The following is a 20,208-nucleotide window of genomic DNA, read 5'->3' on the forward strand; positions in this document are numbered from 1 at the left end:
TAAAGTCATTTTGAAAAATACTTAACAAAACGAAAGCGAATGGCCTTATTACTTTCATAATCGAAAGTAGTAAAGTCATTCGCTTTTATCATTATTCTTTTCGATCGCCTAATACTTTTTTAAAAACAGGCGTATCATTGTTTTTTCCGTAATCAAAATCACTACTTAACGCCTTCAGCGTCTCCATATCCTCTGGTGAAATTTGAAAATCAACATCCGCGTTATTAGCCATGTGTTGGCGATTCTGCGTTTTTGGCAACGGTAAAAGATCTAATTGCAGGCAGTAGCGAATAGCCAGCTGCGGGATCGATACCTCGTATTTTTTCGCCAAAGCTGTAATCGTTTCACTTTGAAGCATTGCACCATGGGCGATTGGTGAATAGGCTTCTACCAGCAAGTTATTTGCTTGAGAATAATCGATGACCTCGAAGGGTGTTTGGCCAATGTGAGCGAGCACTTGATTTACCATTGGCTTGATCGTAGTATGTTCTAATAGATTCTCTAAGTCCACCACTTCAAAATTGGAAACACCAATCGCTCGCAGCTTTCCAGCCTGATAGGCTTCTTCTAACGCTTGCCAAGCGGCTAAATTGCCTTCAAAATAATGATTGTCGCCTTGGAAATCTACCCATGGCTTCGGACTGTGAATGATCATCAAATCAATATAGTCCAAGTCTAGTTTTCTTAGTGAGTCATCGATGGCCTTGACCGCACCTTCGTAATCCTTGATTTCAGCAGCAAGCTTCGTTGTAATAAACAGCTCCTCTCGCGGCTGAGTGCTGGCTTTGATTGCGGCTCCTACGCCTTCTTCGTTTTCATAGGCCTGTGCAGTATCAATATGACGATAGCCTACTTCGATCGCTTCTAAGACTTTTTCAGTTACTTGGTCATTCGTGATTTTCCATGTTCCATAGGCAATTTTTGGTATTTTGACTCCGTTTGTTAATGTATAAGTTTCTTTTAACACATTTATTCCCTGCTTTCTTAATTGATTCTTTCGACTTCTACTTGAGCGTTTCCTAGCTGCTCAATCAGCTGTTGATTATTGACGATCCGACCAACTCTAGTATAAGAGTAGCTTGTATCAAAGGACTGATAGAATACCACAAGGGTCCTTTCTCCATAAAGCATAATGTCTCCTGCTTCGATTTTGCCAACTTTTTTGGCCTCACTAGGAAGGTTTTCAGGCAGGTCATAATATTTTTCATTTTGATGCAAATCCTGCATCGTGAATTTCTTCGGCAATAGTTGTTGCAGCTTTTTTGCGGTTGGATTCGTTTCCCATTCTATTTGCAGTTCGTTCCCGTTCACTTGCAGTCGCAGCATGTCTACACGTTCCTCTTTAGTCCTCTCGGTTGATTGATCATAGGTGGATTTTTCTGTTGCAGAGCAGGTGGACAATACGGCAAGACCGCTCCAAAGCAAGCCGATAACAAGCAGCATTCGTAGAAACTTCACTCTCATCCCTCCTATGAACGAACCTTTGTTTCACTTCTTTTCGCAAACTAGATTTCCTTAATAACTTTAGCCGGTGTACCAGCTACAATCACATTCGCAGGGACGTCCTTGGTAACGGTTGAATCCGCAGCAACGATCGCATTTTTACCAATCGTTACTCCTGGCAAAACGGTGACATTCGCCCCTAACCAAGCATTTTCGTGAATGTTGACTGATGCTGCGGTTACTCCTCTGCGTTTTTTCGGATCTATCAAATGATTGACGGAAATAATCCGGCACATTGGACCAATCAAGACATGATCTTCAATCGCAATACCGCCTAAATCAACAAAGGTGACATTTTGGTTGATGAAAATGTCCTTGCCAAATGAAATATGCTTGCCGAAATCCGTATAAAAGGGCTGAGAAATCGTAACAGAATCATCGATTTTCTTCTCGGTGATCTCTTCTAAATACGCACGGATCTCTTGGGGCGTATGATATTTTTCGTTCATTTCCATAACGAGCCGCTCATTGTCGGCCTTCAGCACATGAATCTCCTCATAGAGGTCGGAGCCAGGCAAAATCTCCGCTCCTTGGATCTGGGTTAACAGCTCCTCTTTGCTCATCGTATCATTCCTCCTCTAGTTGCTGAATCTAGTATACTTCGTTATACTTGCGATGAATAATACTTATATTGCATAGCTAACTATCGTTAATATCTATAGGAGTGATTAGATGGAATTACGTGTATTAAATTATTTTTTAACAGTCGCTAGAGAAAAGACCATCAGTAAAGCCGCCGAAGTTTTGCACCTTTCTCAGCCCACCTTGTCAAAGCAGCTGAAGGATTTAGAGGAGGAACTGGGCGTACAGCTCTTTATTCGCGGAAATCGAGAAATTTCTTTAACAGAAGATGGCGTCTATCTGCAAAATCGCGGCAAAGAAATCCTGTCATTAGTGGATACTACAACATCAAATTTGCAGAAAAATGAAGTGATCGGCGGCGACATTATGATTGGCGGCGGAGAAACCCAAGCGTTTCATTTTTTATCAGTTATCTTGAATGAGCTGATGGAAAAGTATCCTGATATCAATGTCCATCTTTATAGCGGAAACGCCGATGATGTGAAGGATAAAATTGATATGGGCCTGTTGGATTTCGGTCTGGTGATTGATCCGGTAGAAAAACAAAAATATGAGTATCTCCCACTCCCAATTTCTGATCGCTGGGGCATCCTTATCAATGAAAATCATGCCTTAGCCTCTAAAGCTTTTGTGACGCCCAAGGACTTGACCGATCACGCATTATTGATTTCCAATCAAACACTCGTGAACAATCAGCTGTCAGAATGGCTGGGAGAAAATCTGAGTCATTTCAATATTGCCGGCAGCTATAATCTGCTTTATAATGCCTCCTTATTAGTCAAAGAAGGAAACATTGTGGCCTTTTGTATTGATGGAATTATTAATACAAAGGGTAGCGGCTTGGTTTTTGTTCCGCTTAAACCAGCCCTAAACGCCAGAATCAATATTATCTGGAAAAAGAAACAGATTTTCTCTAACGCCGGTACGCTCCTTCTTGAAAAACTAGCCAGTCATACCAAAACGAAATCTTCGTGATTTTTTCTATTCCGCGTTACAATGTGGGCATTAGATTAAAGGAGTGGATAGAATGACTAGCTATGCAAAAAGAACGGAAGACGAATTGCTTTCACCAGAAAATACTGTATTGACTGTAATTGATTACCAGCCGACTCAGATCAACTCGATCAATTCCATGAATCGTTCAGAACTGATCCGCAATACGGAGATTGTTATCGAACTTGCCAAGCTTTATCATATCCCAATTGTTCTTTCGACGGTCAATGTTGAAAAGGGCTGGAATACCGATACGATCCCTGTCTTGAAAAAGGCTGTCGGCGAAGATGTCCCTTCGTATGACCGCAGCTCGATCAATGCTTGGGAGGATAAAGAATACAATGAAGCCATCAAAGCTACTGGTCGGAAGAAAATCCTGATCCTTGCTTTATGGACAGAGGCCTGTCTGACCTTCCCAACATTGGATGCTTTAAAAGAGGGCTATGAAGTGTATCCGATCGTTGACGCTGTTGGTGGAACCTCGCCAATCGCCCATGAAACTGCGCTGCGGCGTGTCGAACAAGCAGGGGCTCAATTAACCTCCATCGCTCAGCTGGCGTGTGAATTGCAGCGAGATTGGAATCGGGAAGAAACCGTTCCTGGATTTGACGAATTGATGACAAAATTCGGTGCGTTTTCTAATTTGCGTTAGGCAAGAAAAATAAAGCGATAAACCATAATACTTTATATAAGAAAAGAGAAACGCTGATAAACTTTCCATTTTTAAAGTTTATCAGCGTTTCTCTTTATCTTTGTTAAGCTTTTTCAGTTCGTACTCTTTTTATTCAATATATTGTGTATCACCGACTTTATCTAACGTGTACTTGCCGTCTTTGTATGTTAACGTGGTCACGCTGCAATTATCTAAAATCTCTCCGTTGTACTCTTCAGGAACAAGCAGTTCTAAAATCGTTGGGATCATACTGCCTGAAGAAACCACCATGACATTTTTAGCCTTTGCCTTCTTTGCGTCTTTGATCACAGTTTTCATTGCAGCTTTCCCGCGAGTTGTAATTTCATCATAGTTTTCCGCTGCTTTTAATGGATCATTTGCTGCGATTGCATTGGCAATCCCGTCGTCACCGATTTTTTCGACTAGTTTCTCATAATCTGACCAGTTTTCATCTAGCTTTAAGCCATTTGCTTCAAAAATGGGTTCCCACATTTCCTTGTCCGTCTTGCCTTCATACCCGCCATAATTCCATTCCTTAAAGCCATCATGTTCTTTCAACACTGGCTTTTTCTTATCGCTTTTTGAAAGAATCAGCTTTGCAGTATTGCGTTGGCGACCTAAATCGCTAGAATAAGCCAAGTCAAATTGGATATCCTTTAATCCAGTTCCCAGCTTTTTCGCTTGGCTGATTCCTTTATCCGTCAGAGGGGAGTCCGCGAAGCCCTGTACTTGCCCGGTTGTATTGAAAAAAGTCTTCCCGTGACGAATCAGATAGATCGTGATTTCATCATTTTTCTTTGCTGCTTCTGCTTCCTGACCTTTTAAAAATCCACCCATCAATGTAAGTCCCAACAAACAAGTCAACAATGTACCGAATACTTTTTTCATTTCTATAACTCCTCCCCATTGGTTTCGATCAGATGTTGATACCAATAAAACGAATCTTTAGGTTTTCTAGATAAATCACCCGTCCCATCATCGTGTTTATCGACATAAATAAACCCATAGCGTTTTTTCATCTCCCCAGTCGTCGCACTCACTAGGTCAATCGGTCCCCACATCAAGTAGCCAAAACAATCAACTTTGTCTTCCTCTACAGCCTTTTTCAGTTCACTTAAATGCTTCTGTAAAAAATCAATCCGATAATCATCATGAACCACTCCGTCTGATCCAACCTCATCCGCTGCTCCTAGACCATTTTCACAAATGATGATCGGCAATCCATACCGGCGATAAGTATAGTTCAACAAGTATCTTAAGCCGATTGGATCAATCCCCCAACCCCACTTACTTTTTTCAAGAAATGGATTTTGTACACCACCAAATAACGATCCTTCATCCTCTTCGCCGCCTTCATACATCGCAACAGCGCTCATGTAATAATTCATTCCAATAAAATCAAGCTTACCTTCCGTAAAAGCCTGCTTATCCTCTTCCGTAAATCCAATCTCAATACCCATATCAGCATATTCTCTTAATTTGTACGCTGGAAATTCCCCGTTGCACATAGCATCGATCTGATAAAAATCACGATCCATTTCTTTAAAAGCATTCAACACATTGATCGGATCACAATTGATTGGATAAGTCGGAGTAATCCCAAATACACAGCCGACTTTACTTTCTGGATCGATCTCATGGATCAGTTTCGTTGCTTTGACACTAGCTAAGGTCATGTTATAACCCAAAAGTGCCAAGATTTCTTTCTTATTTCCCTCTAATTCACTATATTTTAATCCTGCCAAAATATAGGTAAACATATCCGAAGCTTCTGTTTGCGGATCAATATGGTTCATTTCATTAAAGGTCACCCAGTATTTGACCTTGCCCCTTAACGCATTAACCATCGTACCCACAAATCTCAAATAGAAATCAACCACCTGACGATTTTTCCATGAACCATACTTAGTTACCAAGTTCATCGGCAATTCAAAATGATACATAGTCACGATCGGTTCAATTCCATTCTTTAATAATTCATCCACTACACTTTGATAATAGGCTAAACCTTCCGAGTTGGGTGTATCCTCATCTCCGTTCGGATAAATCCGTGACCAATCAATCGAAATTCGCAGGCTTTTAAACCCCATTTCGCCAAAGAGTTTAATATCCTCCTTGTAACGATGGTAAAAATCGATTCCCTCATGAGAAGGGTATTGTCTGCCAGCTTCAATCGTTTTTGTATATTCTCTTGGTGTCGTGGCAGATCCTGAAGTCGCAAAATCCATTATTGCAGGTCCTTTACCGCCTTCCTGCCAAGCACCTTCTAATTGATGAGCAGCAATACTGCCACCCCATAAAAAATCTTTAGATAATTTTGTCACGTTCTCAACCTCCATTATTTAGACTACGACTGTTAAACAGTCCTCTTCGTTATTCAAGCTCGGATCATTTGATGGTAAAACATCTAAATAATCTGCCGTATTTGTAATGACCGTAATTACGACTGGATCATACCCTGCATTTCTGATTTCGGCCATATTCGCTTTCAAAATGGCATCCCCTGCTGAAACTTTATCGCCTTGTTTAACAAATGCTTCAAAGTGTTTTCCATCCAGCTCGACTGTGTTGATGCCAATATGAATCAATATCTCAACGCCGTATTCCGTTTTGATTCCGATCGCATGATTGGTAGGGAATAAACTTACGACCTCCCCATCAACAGGTGCATAGATCGTATCTTCCTCAGGTTCGATCCCTAAGCCTTTTCCTAAAGCAGATGAAGAAAAAGCCTTATCATTGACCTTGCTCAATGCGACATTTGTTCCTTTGACAGGTGCTTTGACTAACAATTTTGTAACTGCTTCTTCTCCTGTTTCAACTGACACTGCCTGCTTTTCTTTTACTTTGTCATCATCAGGAATACCTAAAACAAATGCCGCGATTCCTGCGCCGATAAAACCAATAATGACTGCAATCACCATCATATAAAAGTTTGAGTAATTGTCTTTTCCAATAAATGAAGCAAGACCAAACAAACCAACAGGAGCGTAACCTACGACTTTCATTAACCCGGCAAATAAACCTCCTAGCCCCCCGCCAATCATTACAGCGATGTAGGGACGACGATATTTAACAAATACCCCATAAATAGCTGGCTCAGTTACACTCATGAAAGCACTAAAGGCAGTTGTACCAAATAGCTGCTTTTGCTTTTTGTCCTTCGAGCGGAAGAAATAGCCCATAACCGCACCACATACAGCAATATCTGAAATAATCCATGCAGCTGTAAAGACCGGATCGTAGCCTAATGTTGCATAAGAGTTCATAAAGATCGGAATAATAAAGTTTCCTGCACCAATTGTGATCAGGAACGGCTGCAAAGCCGCATACAACATCACGACACTCCAGCTTCCAAATGTATTTCCAATAAAGTCAAAAACGAAATTTAAACCATCACCAATATACGTTCCCAATGGTCCGAATAAAATCAAGGTGATTGGTAAAGTAATGATCAATATCAGGACTGGATTAAAGAAGTATTGGAGTGCTTTGGGAATGATTTTCTCCAATGCTTTCGTTAAGTACTTCATGAAAATGATACTAAGAATAATCGGGAAGAATGAGTTTGAATAGGTCGTCTCAGGTAATTTTAGCCCAAGAAAATCTAACCCTTTCGCACCATTGATGGATTCAGACATCAGTGTCAGCGCGATTACGACCGCCAAATACTCATTCACACCTAATTGACGACTAAATGAAATCGCAATCAAAACTGGCAGGAAGAAAAACACGGACTGGCGAATCGCATCCAAAATCAGATAAGTTGAGCTTTCTGCTGATACTAATCCGGTCAATGAGATCAGTGATAAAATTCCGGCCAACAAACCGGCAGCCATTATCGGAGTTAGGATCGGGCCCATTGCTTCAGACAAAATGCGCAAGGCCATCGTAACAAATTTTTCTTTTTCACCAGATTCACTTTTAACGTTTTCTCCGCTTAAACCTAAAATCTGATTCATCTCCGGACGAATATCTTGGACCTGTGTTCCGATGATCACTTGATAGGCCACATCATTAGAAACTACATCGATTACATCTGGCAAATCCTTGATTTCTTCGGTTTTGGCAATACTGCGATCTTTTAATTTAAAACGCAAACGCGTCATACAATTCGTTACACTTTGAATATTTTCTTTGCCGCCGACCAACTCGATCAACTGGTGGCAAAATTCTTGATAGTTCATTTTAGTTCCCCTCTTCTCGTTTTGTGACACGCTGAATGTGAAGCATCAGATAAGCTTCTTCATCATCAGAAAGCTCCTTTTCAAATGCGTCTCTAACATAAATGCGTATTTTGTTCACACAGCTATAAGCTTCTGGATAAAGTTTACGAATTTGTCGATTGAGCTCAGTCTCATTTGACGTAAATGCCTCATTCTTAAACATCCGTATAATGAAATATTGGAGATGAGTGACTAAACGAATGTAATTGATACTTTCCTCTTCAAAATCTAATCGGAAGTGATACTTAATAATGGATAAAATGTCACGTACAGTTTCCATCATTCGCATCATATTATCCTCTTCACTACCCTTTGTTTGGAGATTGATAAAATGTAACGCGACAGAAACTGCTTCCTCATTTGGACAAGCCATGCCAGTTGCTTCTTCAATCAATTTCACAGCGTAAAGTCCAATTTTATAATGGTCTGGATAAAACTTTCGAACCTCCCAATCTAGTGGACTTTTAACGATCTGTTCTTTCTGCAATCGTTTTATCGCAAAATCAATGTGATCCAGCAACGCCAGATAGAGATAATCGGAAACATTCTTCTGAATGACTTTTTCACCATATTCGATCGTCTTGGTTACAATCTGTAGGTATTCATCTTTGGTGTTTGAAAGTAAGTAGCTGAAATGCTCCAATTTATCATGTGAATCCAGTACGTACGTTTTTTGAATGTCTTTTTCTTCAATGCTGTCGCCAACTTTTCGTTTAAAAGCGACTCCTTTCGAGTAAACGATAATTTCATTTCCACGTGTTTGGGTGTTGCTCCCTTTTTTTACAATAGCTACATTGTTGTTCAAAATTTGACTGATTATCATGCTTTCCCTCCTTTCAAACAAAAAAACCCAAATTACCTAAGGATAGTGTATTTATCCTAAGGTAATTTGAGTTCTGCCTGCACAATCAGTAACATACTCAAAGCAGCAACTACCACCGTTGCTTTGATTTAAGTTTTCTCACCCTCATTGTAAAGGATGATTTTTGCTGTGTCAACGCTTTCTTTTATTTATGTTCCTCTACAATAGAGGGAATTATTTCAGAAAGCTTGTCTATCTCTTGTTTTAAACTCTGAAATAAGTCATTTAATTGCTTACGGTAAAACCTCTATTTTATCACTCAGTCTGAACACCCTTAAACGAGAGTCAGCGGGAGTTTTCTTTTTCAAATGCTCTCCAGACAATGATGCTTGTGCCTTCAATGGGTCTTGCTCCAGCTCTTTAACTGTTTTTCTGCTTGACTGATTTACTTTTATTTCTGAATAATTTTTTGTCTCTTCAGAAGATTTCTCGGCTTCTTTTTTTCGTGTGCCTGTTTCCGGCAAAACTTTTCTGCTGACAAATGTTACCTGCAGCTCCGGCTGGTAGAAATGCTGATAAACGAAATAGCCTCCCACACTGCTCAATAGCAGCAATACTGAAATTAGCAACGTCCCTCGGCGAATTCGATCTTGCTCTTCTGTTGTTCCTTCCATTTATAAATCCTCCATTTTACAAAAACAAATAAATGATATTTATGATTGATTTAATATTAATATAATTCCTATTATAACACAAATAATTATGTTTAGACGAACACAAATAAACCCATTCACTAAACTAGTGAATGGGTTTATAAAATTTATTTCTTTTTTTGGCAATAATAATATATCTTCTTACGATCTGCGCCTATTCGCTAGGGGTTTCTTGATTCTCTCCGCTGTCGCTTCCGCCTCCATTATTGTTGTTTGGGAAGCTAGTCGGCGCTGATCCTAGATTGCCTAAGCTGATGTCGATCGATACAGTCAGATTCAACGGAATATAATCACTGAAATGACTCATTCCCACAACAGTTCCTTTAGGCTGATCAGAGTCTACACGGCGAATGACATAATTGATATTTGCCCCTTTTGATTGGAATTCATCGTGGAAGTATTTCTGCAGTCCGCCTTCCACCATTGTTCCTCGCAAATCCTTCATGTAGGGACGGCCTAAAGAATAGTAAACTTTGATCGTTAAATCATCCTTCGCACTCAGGACCTTTCCCGCTTCAACGCTTTGTGAGACTAATTGACCATATGGCAGGTTTTCTGTATAAACGCCCTTTGCCTGCACCTGTACACCCTCCAAAGCAGTACCAGCATCTTCCAAGCTGTAATCTGAAAAATTCGGAACAACATAGCCTTTACCTAAGGACACAGTCACGCTCATTTTATCCTTTTTCGCGATCTTTTCATCTTTTGCGATGCTTTGCTCCATGATGCTGTCTGCGGGTATTTCATTGGAGGTTTTTTCCTCGTAGGTCAAATCGATTTCATTGTTCTTCGCCCAGGTTTCCACCTCACTACGCGGCTTCCGTTGAAAATCCGGTACCTTGATGTCTTTTTGGTACGTCTGCTTTCCTTTTGAGAAATAAACCTTGGCTGCATCTTTTCGTTTATACGTTTCTGGCGTTACCTCTGCGTTAGCAATCTCTGCTCGAAGCGGGCGGCCTTTTTCAATAGTATCGCTGTATTCTTCAATCAAGGAAAGATTTTCCGCTTTGTTCTCTTTGATCCATCTCTCTGCCTGCTGCTTGTTCATTTTCATAAAATCCGGAAGCGGCAGCTTTTCATCGGGATCCGCGCCTAAGCTGTTGGTCACATTCAGCACACCGCCCTTTTTAACACGCGAACCGGCTTTTTCTTCTTGAGATAAAATCGTATTGGCATCCTTCCCTCGATCGTAAATTTGCTTGATCTTAGGCTTCACCTTATTCTCCGTTGCCCAAACCTGAACATCCGTCAGATTCTTTCCGATGAAATTTGGCACTTTAACGTGTGTCTGCTGATAGTAGAATCCCCCTAGCAGCACGCACGCCGCAATAACTGCCAAAATTATCAAGCGCTGTTTCCGTTTTTTTTGTTTTTGATAGGAAGGATCGATGCCGTCCTTCAAGCCAGGATTTCTTCGCTTTAGTTGCGGCTCAGGCGGCTCTTTTCGTTCCTCTGAGGAAGGGGCTTTTTTAGGTGGTGGCTGCTTTTCTTGCTTCGGCAGCTCCTTGCGCGGCTCCTTCTCTTCCTTTCGGCGATCGTAATTATCACCATTGAAGTTCGATAGAAAATCACTCATACGGCAGCAGCTCACCTTGATTTAAATAGAAGGTCTCATCGGATTGTTCCGCGATCTCTCTTGAATGGGTCACCACGATCACACATTTATTGTGAATGGCAGCCAATTCCTTAAAAATCGTTACGATCTCTTCCTCCATCCCCACATCCAGATTTCCTGTCGGTTCATCGGCTAGGATAATGTCCACATTGGTCGCCAAAGCACGGGCAATCGCGATCCGCTGCTGTTCACCACCGGAAAGCTGGTTGACCAAACGATCAGCCTTGGCCTTATTAATTCCGATATAATCCAAAAGGTTATAGGCTATCTCAATCGTGTCCTTCGGCATTTCGTTATCCGTGATCGACATCGCAACCAAAACATTCTCCAATCCCGTCAAATATGGAACTAAATTGTAGTTTTGAAAAATGATACTGACATCATCCCGACGGAAGCGTTCATGACCGATTTTCTTAATGTCTTCCCCGTTATATAAGATTTCACCGGAGCTGGGCGTATCCAATGCACTGATCAGCGATAAAAAGGTGGTTTTGCCTGAACCTGACTCGCCCAAGATCGTATAAAAGCGCCCCTTTTCAAATTTCACTGACGTGTCTTGCAGAATCATGCGCTGCTTTCCACCATCTTGATAGAAATAACTTAACTCTCTTGCTTCTAAAATTGTCATTGTCATACCCCTTTACATCATGATTTTCTTAGGATTAAGCCGCATTACATAGGTTAATGGTAAGATAGCGGCCAATAGAATTGTACCAATACCGGCAATTAAGAAAGTGGCGATATACGGTAAGGTAAAACGTACTTCATAATTGCTTAGAACATCTTGATTCGATAGTGAAGACCCTAAAACAGAGACGCCTCCCATCGAAATCATTTGATTTCCGACATTTTGGGCCGCTTGATCCAGCGTATCGCCGGCGATCAAGGATTCCGAAACCATTTTTCCTAAAACATTCCCCGATATAAGAGAGATCAACAATGCGGCAACGCTGATGACTAATAATTCAGCAACCACCTGTTTCATGATATTCTTTCGATGTTCGCCTAAGGATAGATAAATCCCCCATTCATGGCGACGATCCTTCATGAAGAGTACGACTACTAGTGAAATGATTAATAATGAAGCCAAAACGGCCAATAATACTACATAACCAGAAATTTTAGAGAGACGCTTCACACTAGCGCCTACTTTGTCAAATTCATCAGTGGAAGCGACAGCTTTGTATCCACTCGGCAGTAACGGCTTGATTTCTGCTTTAAAGGCGTCAACATCATCTGGTGATTTCAGTGTGAAGATCGGCGCTACTTCCTCGCTCATTTCCTTTTGCGATTCAGCCGGCAGGTTCTCAGCTTCGATTTTATTGACTTCTCGAACGAGACCGTTGGAAACAAAAGCCGTATTATACAGCTCCATCTCGGTAATCTGCTGATTCATGGACTCCTGACCGCTCTGTCCATCGCTTTTCTTTTTATCCAATTTGATAGGTTCAAATAACCCCACGATTTTCACAGCATGCTCAGTCGAATCCTGCGAATCCATCGTGCCGTCTTCTTTCGGTGCCAAACTCAACGTATCCAATACCATTTGATCGCCAACCGAGAGGCCATTTTCATCCGCGACCTTTTTTGAAATCAAAGCAACTGGTTTTTTTCCAGACAGCTCCTCTTTTGTCAGCATTCGTCCATCGACTAATTTGACCTTCTTATTTTTGAAATCCATCGGCTCGGTGCTGTTGCTGCCCTTTAAGGTCATAGATTTGAATGGCGTGGAGAATTGCATATCTCCCTGCTGCTTCAGCTCATAGGTCTTGAAATTCTTTACCGTCAAGTACGCAAGATAGCTATAATCATAATCCTTTACATATGGAGAGCTGCCCATCTTTTTGATTGTTTCCTCTTTTAGGCTTTCATGCTGTGAAGTGGCTTGAACCTCTCCGTTTTCGTTTTGCTCTAATATTTTATTCAAATCTAATTCGGGAGCGACAGTCGCTCCTAGCTGCTGCTTCATTTTTTTCTCAACATTTGCCGTTGATTGCTGAATCGCAATCGCTCCGGCAATCACATTGCCTAAAACAAAAATGACCGCAAACAAGATCAATGATTTTCCTTTGCTTCTAAAAATACTGCTTTTCGCTCGTTTCCAATAATTCATCTTCGTATCCTTCCTATTAAAGAACTTAGATGGTTGGAAAGCGAGATCTTGCCTAAGGGTGTTGTTCCTTAATAAAGAGTAATTTCCCTCCATTAAGACCCCATAGTTCATCCGCAAATTGGACCGATTGTGTTGATTGAGTGGTAAAAATTAAACACTTTTCCTGCTGTAGGCAGTGGTTTCTAAGAAGCTCCATGGCAACTGGCACTCCGCATTCACTGAACACTTTTTCAGGCTCATCGATTAAAATCAGCTTGGCATGCTGCTTAGCAAGCAGCTTCGCTAGGGCCACTAATTGACGATTTTTTTCTGATAATCGATTTGTCGGAGTCTTCAACTGATTTTCCGCCAGCCCTACAGCTAGCAGGATTCTTTTCAGCCGCTCTTTCTCAAGCTTGGCACCAGAAAGCAAGACTTCCATCTCCAGATTCGCTAAAGGGGAATCCTTTAATAAGCTTCCTGCTTGAAAGAGGCACGTCGTCTCACGGCCACGGTAAATGTTTCGCTCAAGAGAAGCGATTTCCTGACCTGAAACTGTCAGAGAGCCTTTGGTGCAAACCGCCAAGCCGGCAAAAAGAGCCAATAACGTTGATTTTCCGCTGCCTGGGTTCCCAAAAATCTGGTAGCTTTTTCCTGTTTGAAAGCTTCCGTGAATCCCGTCCAGCGTTTTTATCTCTGAACGCTCATAACGATACTCGACATTTTTTAATACCCATTCAGTCATCTTCTGGCCACCTCCTGTAACGGATCACGAATGATCTGAGCGATTCGGAGATTCACCAGCAGAAGCATGATTAGCAGGCCAACACCTAAGAAGAATGCTCCAGCGTAATTCTGCCAGCCCGCCCCAGCATTTTGCTCAAAATGAGGCAATAGCCAGTCTACAAACGGCTCCTGCTGGGCCAAGTTCTTCTGAAGCTTGAGCAGCCATCCTCCAGTGATCCAGCGGCTGAGCTGTTGGGAAGTAAAAAATGCACTGAGACCAATCACTATAACAATGACCAGATATTCCAGCGAGCTGCTGAAGGACAAAATTCTGCGATCCAGCCCCATCAAGTGCAGCGTATAAAAATCTTTTCGCTGTTTGATATGGTACTGATAAACAGCAGCGATCAGAACTACTCCCAAAATTAAGGCAACGATTAGCCCATTAAACAGTAAGTCCAGCGTGTCTTTGGTTGTCTGAAGCAATCCCTGCGACCAGCTCTGACTGATCAGCGAATAGTTTTTAAAGGAGTCCATTTTTTTAAAGTCTTTTACAAATTTTTTTATTTCCTTTTTGCTGGTCAATTGGAACATCACAGTGGAAAAAGGCTGCATGATATTTTTCTGTAGCATCGTTTCTGTTTTCCAGTTGATCAGCAGTGTATTGAGCGTTGCCAGCTGTTCCGTTGTTGAATAGTTCGCAATCCCTGCGATTCTGACCTTTTGCTCCTGGCCTTTTGCGCCGAGCTGGATGGTATCATTCACCTTGAGCTTATTGGCATTTGCCAATGCTTCGCTGATGACACACGTTCCTTTTTCCAGCGGGACCGTTCCCTGAAGCTGTTCTTTTTTATCAGTTAAAAGTGTTTTTAAAGAGTCATCGTCCAGCATCGTCACCGGTAGATAATTTCCGTTGTTAGCCTCCGACGAAAAGCTATAATACCCAACAGCTGTTTGATCCTGCTCTGTCGGTTGGGCTATAGACGATGAGATGATGCTTTGCCCGGTTAATTGACTCCTCTTTACGTATGGCAACTGTTTCAATCGTTCATAATCGGTTGTATTCAATTTGTTTGCTTGTCCTGTTTGATTTAAATCCTGAACGCCCTTTACAACAGTCGCTGCTTGATCGCGATACTCTGTAAAATAAATCGTCGCCCTTCGATAGATCTGCAGCATTGAGAAAACAGTCAGCGTAAGCAGAAAAATGAAACAGCTGAGCTTCAAGTGACTGAGGCGGTTGCGCTTAAGATTTAGCCAAGCATGTCGGATGATGATCATCGCTTTCTCTCCTCCTATGAGCGTATCGTAGCAAATTCTCTGTTAACTGAATGTTAACCCACACTAGGAAAACTTAAATAAAACGTCGAACCTAGTTTTTCCATACTTTCTAAGTAAACAAACCCGCGACACAAATCACAGACGTGGGACACCACTGACAGCCCGATTCCGTAACCGTCTTGCTTCAAGCCGTTGACTCGGTAGTGATGGGAAAAAATCTCTGACTGTTTTTCTTGAGGTATCCCAATTCCCTGATCCCTCACTTCAATAATGACACTTTCGTTTTGGTTTGTGATCGTCACGGTTACCAGCTTGCCCTCACCATATTTAATCGCATTGTCCACCAAATTGGAAACCGCGCGATAAATCCAACGATCGCGTCCTTTGATCAGCGTGGAAGCCTCCTCATCAAACTGAAACAAAAGATTCGGATAATTCTTTTTATAGGCATCGCAAACCTCTGCACAGACTAAAGAAACATCTACGACCTCTTCTCCAAGATCACTCGTATTGTTCGATAAGGTCAAAATATCATCGATACTGTCAGTTAAACGATCTAAAAGTGCTAAATTTCCTTGATTCGCACTTTGACGCTCAATTTCAAGATTGGTGCGCAAAATCGCGATGGCATTCTTTTGTTCATGGGTCAAATAGCTATTCAAGCGGCGATAATCCTCCAGATGGCCGTCAAATTTATCCTTTAATTTGTTGAAGGCTTCACTAAGCACCTCATCTTTTACGGTATTTTTAGGCAATTGATCAATAAACGTTAAGTCATGAGTGATCGCCACTATTTGATTGCTGTAAATTTTGCGTAATACTAGCCAGAGCAAAAAGGTCAGCAATAAAACTGCCGAACAAATCACCAGCACCATCGCCGGTAAATACTTGAACAGCTCATCTCGATAAGCCTTGTCCAGCATTGAAATGTTCATTGTCTCACCGTTTTTTGATTCTGAGACATCCAAGTTTGTTTTTGACTGGACCGTCGCCTCTTCTCCCATGATATAAACATTCTCACCCAACGCAGAAGCAAAGCTGATACTTTCTACATTGTTTCGCAAAAAGAAAAAGCTACCTAAAATCACTCCGGTCACCAGCAATGAGAACGTCAGCATGGTAATCGTCATTTTAAAATTTAGTCGCATAGTTGATACCCCTTTGCTCGGATCGTTTTTAAGACTTCCTTCTCCGCAGCTTCAGCCAGCTTCTTTTTCAAGCGAGCCAGATGAACGCGCAGGACGGAAGAAAATGGATCAAAATCTTCATCATAGACATGCTCAGATATTTCTTCAGACGAGACAACCGCCGGATAACGCTGCGCGATACACAGCAAAATATCAAATTCCTTCGGCTTCAATAAAATTTCCTTTTGCAGATAGCTGGCCTTGCGCGAAACAGGATCAACCATCAGCCCTCCGATCGAAATCTGCGGCAGCGCGCGGCCATGATACCGTCTAATAACTGCCCGCAGACGCGCTTTCAGCTCTAATAGCTCAAAAGGCTTAACTAAATAGTCATCGGCACCAAAATCTAATCCCTTCGCCCGCTCTTCGATCTCATCGCGAGCAGTAATAATAATCACCGGACTTTCAACCTCGGATTCTCTTAAATGCCGCAAAACTTCTAGCCCATCCTTTTTAGGCAAATTCAAATCCAACAAGATGCCATCGTAGGCATTTACGAAGGCCTTTTCTTCTCCCAGCTCACCATCATAAGCTAGATCTACTGAAATATTCTCTTGCTCCAGGCCCTTTTTCACTGACAAAGCCAATTCACGATTGTCCTCAACTACCAATACACGCATCTATTCTCACTCCTCAATTGGATAAAATGATCGTTCCTATTCTTTTTAGAATAGTACAGCTTCTTTATGAATGTCCATTTTATTTTTGTGAAGATTTCAAGATTTTCGTCAAATAGTCAAAAAAAGCTGAAGGCTAAAAAGCATATAATCCCGAAAGCCGTTTTGAAAAAAACTTAACAAAATGAAAGTAAAACGACTATATTCTTTCCATTTCGAAAGTATATAGTCGTTTTGCTTTATATTCTTATTATACTTACGGTAAAGAGTTTTTCTAGTTCCGTCTCAAAAGCTTTCTATTCAAAATCCGCGTGTCGATGAAACATGGTCTCAGATGTCTCATTCTCGGCGATTTTCCCACCCTAAAACTTGTTAGCGAGTCGAATAGAACCAAGCTTCACTTCATTCAATAAAGTGCTTCGCTAAAATAATTAAGTGAATCACAGAAATACTTTATAAACGAAAGGTTTTTAGTGATTTTTCTTTCGTTTATTAAAGAAAAATTGAAATCGGCCTATTATCATTTTATGAACGGATTCTCCTGTACTATTTTTTCTATACTTGATCTGTTTCTGATTATTAGAACTGGATCAATCCTTCACCGAAATAGAAAGCCGTATTGAAAAACCCAGACACGAAAGCTCCTTCAGCAAAGTGCCTTTATCAGACATTTTGCCAGAGTTTAGGTATCTGGGTCTTAATTGATAAATTTAGTTGGAAATTCTTTTTAAGACAAAGCGGCAGTCAGTGCTTCCACTGGTGTGGCGGTTTCTTTCAACACCGCATTTAATTCTTCAATATTTTTACGTCCTTGTGTATTCATCCATTCAATCGCCGCTTCTTTACCATCCGCGATATAGCTTTCTACTCCGTCAGCCCATGTGGCACGGCCGCAAAGTACACCATTGAAGGTTGAGCCCGCGTTTTTCGCAAAGCGCAGCGTTTCCTGAAACAGCTCGGCTTTTACACCAGCACTCAAAAAGATGAATGGCAAGTTCGTTGCTTCGGCCTGTTCCTTGAAGAAGTTTGCAGCTTCTGCTTTGGTATACACGACTTCACCGGCAGCGTAGCCTTCAACGTAATTCATATTGACTGGTACTTCTACTTTTAAGACATCTACACCATAACGCGGATCAGAAAATTCCTTCATCATTTCATTCACCTTATGCGGTTTTTTAAGTGCATATGCCTTCGAGCCTGCGTCAGAAATATCCGCATCGTAAGAAACCAGCTCTAGGAAAAATGGCAGGTTCTCTGCCTGACATTCTGAACCGATGCGTTCGATGAAGGCATGCTTTTGGTCGTTGATTTCTTTGGCTTCATCCACATCATAATAAAGCAAAAATTTGCAGGCATCGGCGCCGGCTTCCTTTAGGCGTTTGACTGACCAGATCGATAATAAATCCGGTAACCGGCCAGGAGTTGATGCGTCATAGCCTGTTTTTTCATAGGCTAGTAATAGACCGGCCGTTTCTGCTCGTACACTCGCTGCGGGTAATCCATATTCCGGATCTAGCAAAATCGATGACGCGTATTTGGTTAATTGAGAGGAGACAAGTTCCTTAAATTCGATAATCTCCGATTCTTCGGCAGCGCTGCCCTTGAACTTCGTGATCATTTTTTTCAATGCTCCCCGCTGATCGATTGCTAGCGCTCCGATCACTCCCTCTTCATTGCATAATTGCTTGATAAATTGCCGCTTTTCTTCGTTCATTTTCATGCCCTCCTATTAGACTTCCGCTACTTCAATTTGTTCGAATAATGAGTGATAGTTGGTAAGATTTACGTGTCCCGTTGTTGCTTCTTCGGCATTTAACATTCCTAAAACGTTGCCCTGCTTTAACACGTCTTCAGCAGACCGCTCTTTTTCAAGCGCCGCAGTTAAACCAGCCACCGTCGCATCGCCGGACCCGACAGGATTTGCCACTGTGATTTTAGGAATGGTGACACGATAAAATGTATCGCGGTGCTTCGCAAACGCGCCCTCGCCGCCCATAGAAACGACGATCCATTCGATCCCCGCAAACATCGGATCAGACAACGCCGCTTTTAATGCTGCTGTATCGCTAGAAACACTTCGACCTAGTAATCCTGCAAGCTCTTCGGAGTTCGGCTTGATCAAGCGAGGCTTAACCTCACCAACAAGTACTGCGTTCAAAGCGTCGCCGGAGCAGTCTAAAACCACTGGTTTTTCCCGACATACCTGCAGCATGCGGCTATAATAATCCATCGGTAATCCCTCCGGCAGGCTGCCGGAAATAGAGATAATATCTGCTTTTGCCGCTAAGCGTTCGAAATGCTGCAGAAATTTCGCCGCTTCTGCTTCAGAAATAACCGGTCCGCTTTCTAGAATTTCCGTCTGCTGCCCCTCGTGCAGCACAGCGATGCAATTCCGCGTCTCCCCGCTGATTGGTAAAAAGTCATGAGAAATTCTATTCTGATCCAATTCTTTCTTGATTTCTTCTCCTAAAAATCCTCCGATCAAACCGCTGGCAGTCACCTCGGCCTCTAATTGTTTCAAGATGCGGGTCACATTCAACCCCTTGCCCCCAGCTGTTTTGCGAACATTTTTCACTCGATTAACTGTATCCAGCTTAAATTCTGCTAGTGGATAGGAAATGTCGATCGAAGGATTCATCGTAATAGTTAGAATCATTTAACCGCCCTCTTAATCGTGGTATTCGCCGCGGTCCCATTTTTCGATAAATTCATCGAAGAAATGCGGATCGGCTTGATCAGCGCTGGCTTTTTCGACATGATCAATCTTGGCGATCAATTTTTTGTTTTCTTCCGTTTCTTGATACTCTGCTTGGATAAAGGCCTCCAAAATGTCACAGATCAAGAATTCGCCGGTGATTCGAGCGCCAAAACCAATCACATTAGCATTCAATTGCTCCTTCGCGTAAATCGCGGTGGTCATGTCCCGCACCAAAGCACTGCGAATCCCAGGAACCTTATTGACCGCATTGTTAATCCCAACCCCGGTACCACATAAGCAAACACCTAAATCTGCTTCACCATTGGTTACAGCTTCCCCGACTTTTTTTCCATAAATCGGATAATGGGTTCGAGTAAAGTCATACGTCCCCATATCCAACACTTCATGTCCCTTTGATTTTAAGAAATCTGATACAGCCATTTTTGTATCTGTGACGATGTGGTCACAGCCGATTGCGATTTTCATTCTATTCATCCTTT

General features: G+C 41.8%; 20 protein-coding genes. 2 read left to right on the forward strand and 18 right to left on the reverse strand.

The features are described from left to right. Positions 1–91: 91 nt before the first annotated feature. The 3 genes from IGI67_RS23705 to IGI67_RS23715 are packed head-to-tail and all read right to left on the reverse strand — an operon-like array spanning position 92 to position 2,066. Entirely contained in the window at positions 92–967 is an 876-nt protein-coding gene (locus IGI67_RS23705) for an aldo/keto reductase (protein WP_429959570.1), read from the reverse strand. Between the two features lie 17 nt (positions 968–984). Then, positions 985–1,458, reverse strand: coding sequence for a cyclophilin-like fold protein (locus IGI67_RS23710; RefSeq protein WP_429959571.1), 474 nt, complete (start codon positions 1,456–1,458; stop codon positions 985–987). A 47-nt stretch (positions 1,459–1,505) separates the two neighbouring features. Continuing rightward, on the reverse strand, positions 1,506–2,066 hold the full coding sequence (locus IGI67_RS23715) for a sugar O-acetyltransferase (protein WP_429959572.1): 561 nt from the start codon (positions 2,064–2,066) through the stop codon (positions 1,506–1,508). 109 nt (positions 2,067–2,175) lie between these two features. Between IGI67_RS23715 and IGI67_RS23720 the strand changes: the two genes are divergently transcribed. Both IGI67_RS23720 and IGI67_RS23725 read left to right on the forward strand, forming a co-directional pair. After that, entirely contained in the window at positions 2,176–3,060 is an 885-nt protein-coding gene (locus tag IGI67_RS23720) for a LysR family transcriptional regulator (RefSeq protein ID WP_429959573.1), read from the forward strand. Between the two features lie 52 nt (positions 3,061–3,112). Then, positions 3,113–3,730, forward strand: a complete 618-nt coding sequence (locus IGI67_RS23725; protein ID WP_207108130.1) for an isochorismatase family protein — start codon at positions 3,113–3,115, stop codon at positions 3,728–3,730. A gap of 129 nt (positions 3,731–3,859) precedes the next feature. Here IGI67_RS23725 and IGI67_RS23730 read toward each other — a convergent pair whose 3' ends face one another. From IGI67_RS23730 to lacB, 15 genes are all read right to left on the reverse strand, one after another. Continuing rightward, positions 3,860–4,639 carry a histidine phosphatase family protein gene (locus tag IGI67_RS23730; protein ID WP_429959574.1) on the reverse strand — a complete coding sequence of 260 codons (780 nt, stop codon included), beginning with the start codon at positions 4,637–4,639 and terminating at the stop codon, positions 3,860–3,862. Positions 4,640–4,641: 2 nt separating this feature from the next. Beyond that, positions 4,642–6,075 (reverse strand): family 1 glycosylhydrolase, encoded by a 1,434-nt coding sequence (locus IGI67_RS23735; protein ID WP_429959575.1) that lies wholly within the window; start codon positions 6,073–6,075, stop codon positions 4,642–4,644. 18 nt (positions 6,076–6,093) lie between these two features. Next, positions 6,094–7,938, reverse strand: coding sequence for a beta-glucoside-specific PTS transporter subunit IIABC (locus IGI67_RS23740; protein ID WP_429959576.1), 1,845 nt, complete (start codon positions 7,936–7,938; stop codon positions 6,094–6,096). A gap of 1 nt (position 7,939) precedes the next feature. Beyond that, complete coding sequence (locus tag IGI67_RS23745) at positions 7,940–8,800, reverse strand: PRD domain-containing protein (RefSeq protein ID WP_429959577.1); 861 nt, start codon at positions 8,798–8,800, stop codon at positions 7,940–7,942. 272 nt (positions 8,801–9,072) lie between these two features. Next, the gene (locus IGI67_RS23750; protein ID WP_429959578.1) at positions 9,073–9,453 is read right to left on the reverse strand and encodes a hypothetical protein; all 381 of its coding nucleotides are present in this window, start codon (positions 9,451–9,453) and stop codon (positions 9,073–9,075) included. Positions 9,454–9,646: 193 nt separating this feature from the next. Continuing rightward, positions 9,647–11,068, reverse strand: a complete 1,422-nt coding sequence (locus IGI67_RS23755; protein WP_429959579.1) for a PASTA domain-containing protein — start codon at positions 11,066–11,068, stop codon at positions 9,647–9,649. Beyond that, positions 11,061–11,735, reverse strand: a complete 675-nt coding sequence (locus IGI67_RS23760; protein ID WP_207108124.1) for an ABC transporter ATP-binding protein — start codon at positions 11,733–11,735, stop codon at positions 11,061–11,063. The genes IGI67_RS23755 and IGI67_RS23760 overlap by 8 nt, the downstream gene beginning before the upstream one ends. A gap of 12 nt (positions 11,736–11,747) precedes the next feature. After that, positions 11,748–13,220 carry an ABC transporter permease gene (locus tag IGI67_RS23765; RefSeq protein WP_429959580.1) on the reverse strand — a complete coding sequence of 491 codons (1,473 nt, stop codon included), beginning with the start codon at positions 13,218–13,220 and terminating at the stop codon, positions 11,748–11,750. Between the two features lie 52 nt (positions 13,221–13,272). Beyond that, positions 13,273–13,944: an ATP-binding cassette domain-containing protein gene (locus tag IGI67_RS23770; RefSeq protein ID WP_429959581.1), complete on the reverse strand. Its 672-nt coding sequence runs from the start codon at positions 13,942–13,944 to the stop codon at positions 13,273–13,275. Beyond that, positions 13,941–15,206: an ABC transporter permease gene (locus IGI67_RS23775; protein WP_429959582.1), complete on the reverse strand. Its 1,266-nt coding sequence runs from the start codon at positions 15,204–15,206 to the stop codon at positions 13,941–13,943. The genes IGI67_RS23770 and IGI67_RS23775 overlap by 4 nt, the downstream gene beginning before the upstream one ends. A 53-nt stretch (positions 15,207–15,259) precedes the next feature. Continuing rightward, entirely contained in the window at positions 15,260–16,354 is a 1,095-nt protein-coding gene (locus tag IGI67_RS23780; RefSeq protein WP_207108121.1) for a sensor histidine kinase, read from the reverse strand. Continuing rightward, on the reverse strand, positions 16,345–17,013 hold the full coding sequence (locus tag IGI67_RS23785) for a response regulator transcription factor (RefSeq protein ID WP_429959583.1): 669 nt from the start codon (positions 17,011–17,013) through the stop codon (positions 16,345–16,347). Before IGI67_RS23785 ends, IGI67_RS23780 begins: the two co-directional genes overlap by 10 nt. 724 nt (positions 17,014–17,737) lie before the next feature. Further along, positions 17,738–18,724 (reverse strand): tagatose-bisphosphate aldolase, encoded by a 987-nt coding sequence (gene lacD, locus IGI67_RS23790; RefSeq protein WP_429959584.1) that lies wholly within the window; start codon positions 18,722–18,724, stop codon positions 17,738–17,740. Between the two features lie 15 nt (positions 18,725–18,739). After that, positions 18,740–19,666 carry a tagatose-6-phosphate kinase gene (gene lacC, locus IGI67_RS23795; protein WP_429959585.1) on the reverse strand — a complete coding sequence of 309 codons (927 nt, stop codon included), beginning with the start codon at positions 19,664–19,666 and terminating at the stop codon, positions 18,740–18,742. Positions 19,667–19,678: 12 nt separating this feature from the next. Next, positions 19,679–20,194, reverse strand: a complete 516-nt coding sequence (gene lacB / locus IGI67_RS23800; RefSeq protein WP_207108110.1) for a galactose-6-phosphate isomerase subunit LacB — start codon at positions 20,192–20,194, stop codon at positions 19,679–19,681. Positions 20,195–20,208: the final 14 nt, after the last annotated feature.

Source organism: Enterococcus sp. AZ196, assembly GCF_050498845.1.
Taxonomy (GTDB): domain Bacteria; phylum Bacillota; class Bacilli; order Lactobacillales; family Enterococcaceae; genus Enterococcus_A; species Enterococcus_A murrayae.

What these genes read in the sequence shown, in the direction of transcription:
- IGI67_RS23715 (WP_429959572.1), bottom strand. Translation starts at nt 2,066, where the DNA reads ATGAGCAAAGAGGAGCTGTTAACCCAGATCCAAGGAGCGGAGATTTTG.
- IGI67_RS23720 (WP_429959573.1), top strand. Translation starts at nt 2,176, where the DNA reads ATGGAATTACGTGTATTAAATTATTTTTTAACAGTCGCTAGAGAAAAG.
- IGI67_RS23725 (WP_207108130.1), top strand. Translation starts at nt 3,113, where the DNA reads ATGACTAGCTATGCAAAAAGAACGGAAGACGAATTGCTTTCACCAGAA.
- IGI67_RS23730 (WP_429959574.1), bottom strand. Translation starts at nt 4,639, where the DNA reads ATGAAAAAAGTATTCGGTACATTGTTGACTTGTTTGTTGGGACTTACA.
- IGI67_RS23740 (WP_429959576.1), bottom strand. Translation starts at nt 7,938, where the DNA reads ATGAACTATCAAGAATTTTGCCACCAGTTGATCGAGTTGGTCGGCGGC.
- IGI67_RS23745 (WP_429959577.1), bottom strand. Translation starts at nt 8,800, where the DNA reads ATGATAATCAGTCAAATTTTGAACAACAATGTAGCTATTGTAAAAAAA.
- IGI67_RS23750 (WP_429959578.1), bottom strand. Translation starts at nt 9,453, where the DNA reads ATGGAAGGAACAACAGAAGAGCAAGATCGAATTCGCCGAGGGACGTTG.
- IGI67_RS23755 (WP_429959579.1), bottom strand. Translation starts at nt 11,068, where the DNA reads ATGAGTGATTTTCTATCGAACTTCAATGGTGATAATTACGATCGCCGA.
- IGI67_RS23760 (WP_207108124.1), bottom strand. Translation starts at nt 11,735, where the DNA reads ATGACAATTTTAGAAGCAAGAGAGTTAAGTTATTTCTATCAAGATGGT.
- IGI67_RS23765 (WP_429959580.1), bottom strand. Translation starts at nt 13,220, where the DNA reads ATGAATTATTGGAAACGAGCGAAAAGCAGTATTTTTAGAAGCAAAGGA.
- IGI67_RS23770 (WP_429959581.1), bottom strand. Translation starts at nt 13,944, where the DNA reads ATGACTGAATGGGTATTAAAAAATGTCGAGTATCGTTATGAGCGTTCA.
- IGI67_RS23775 (WP_429959582.1), bottom strand. Translation starts at nt 15,206, where the DNA reads ATGATCATCATCCGACATGCTTGGCTAAATCTTAAGCGCAACCGCCTC.
- IGI67_RS23780 (WP_207108121.1), bottom strand. Translation starts at nt 16,354, where the DNA reads ATGCGACTAAATTTTAAAATGACGATTACCATGCTGACGTTCTCATTG.
- IGI67_RS23785 (WP_429959583.1), bottom strand. Translation starts at nt 17,013, where the DNA reads ATGCGTGTATTGGTAGTTGAGGACAATCGTGAATTGGCTTTGTCAGTG.
- lacD (WP_429959584.1), bottom strand. Translation starts at nt 18,724, where the DNA reads ATGAACGAAGAAAAGCGGCAATTTATCAAGCAATTATGCAATGAAGAG.
- lacC (WP_429959585.1), bottom strand. Translation starts at nt 19,666, where the DNA reads ATGATTCTAACTATTACGATGAATCCTTCGATCGACATTTCCTATCCA.
- lacB (WP_207108110.1), bottom strand. Translation starts at nt 20,194, where the DNA reads ATGAAAATCGCAATCGGCTGTGACCACATCGTCACAGATACAAAAATG.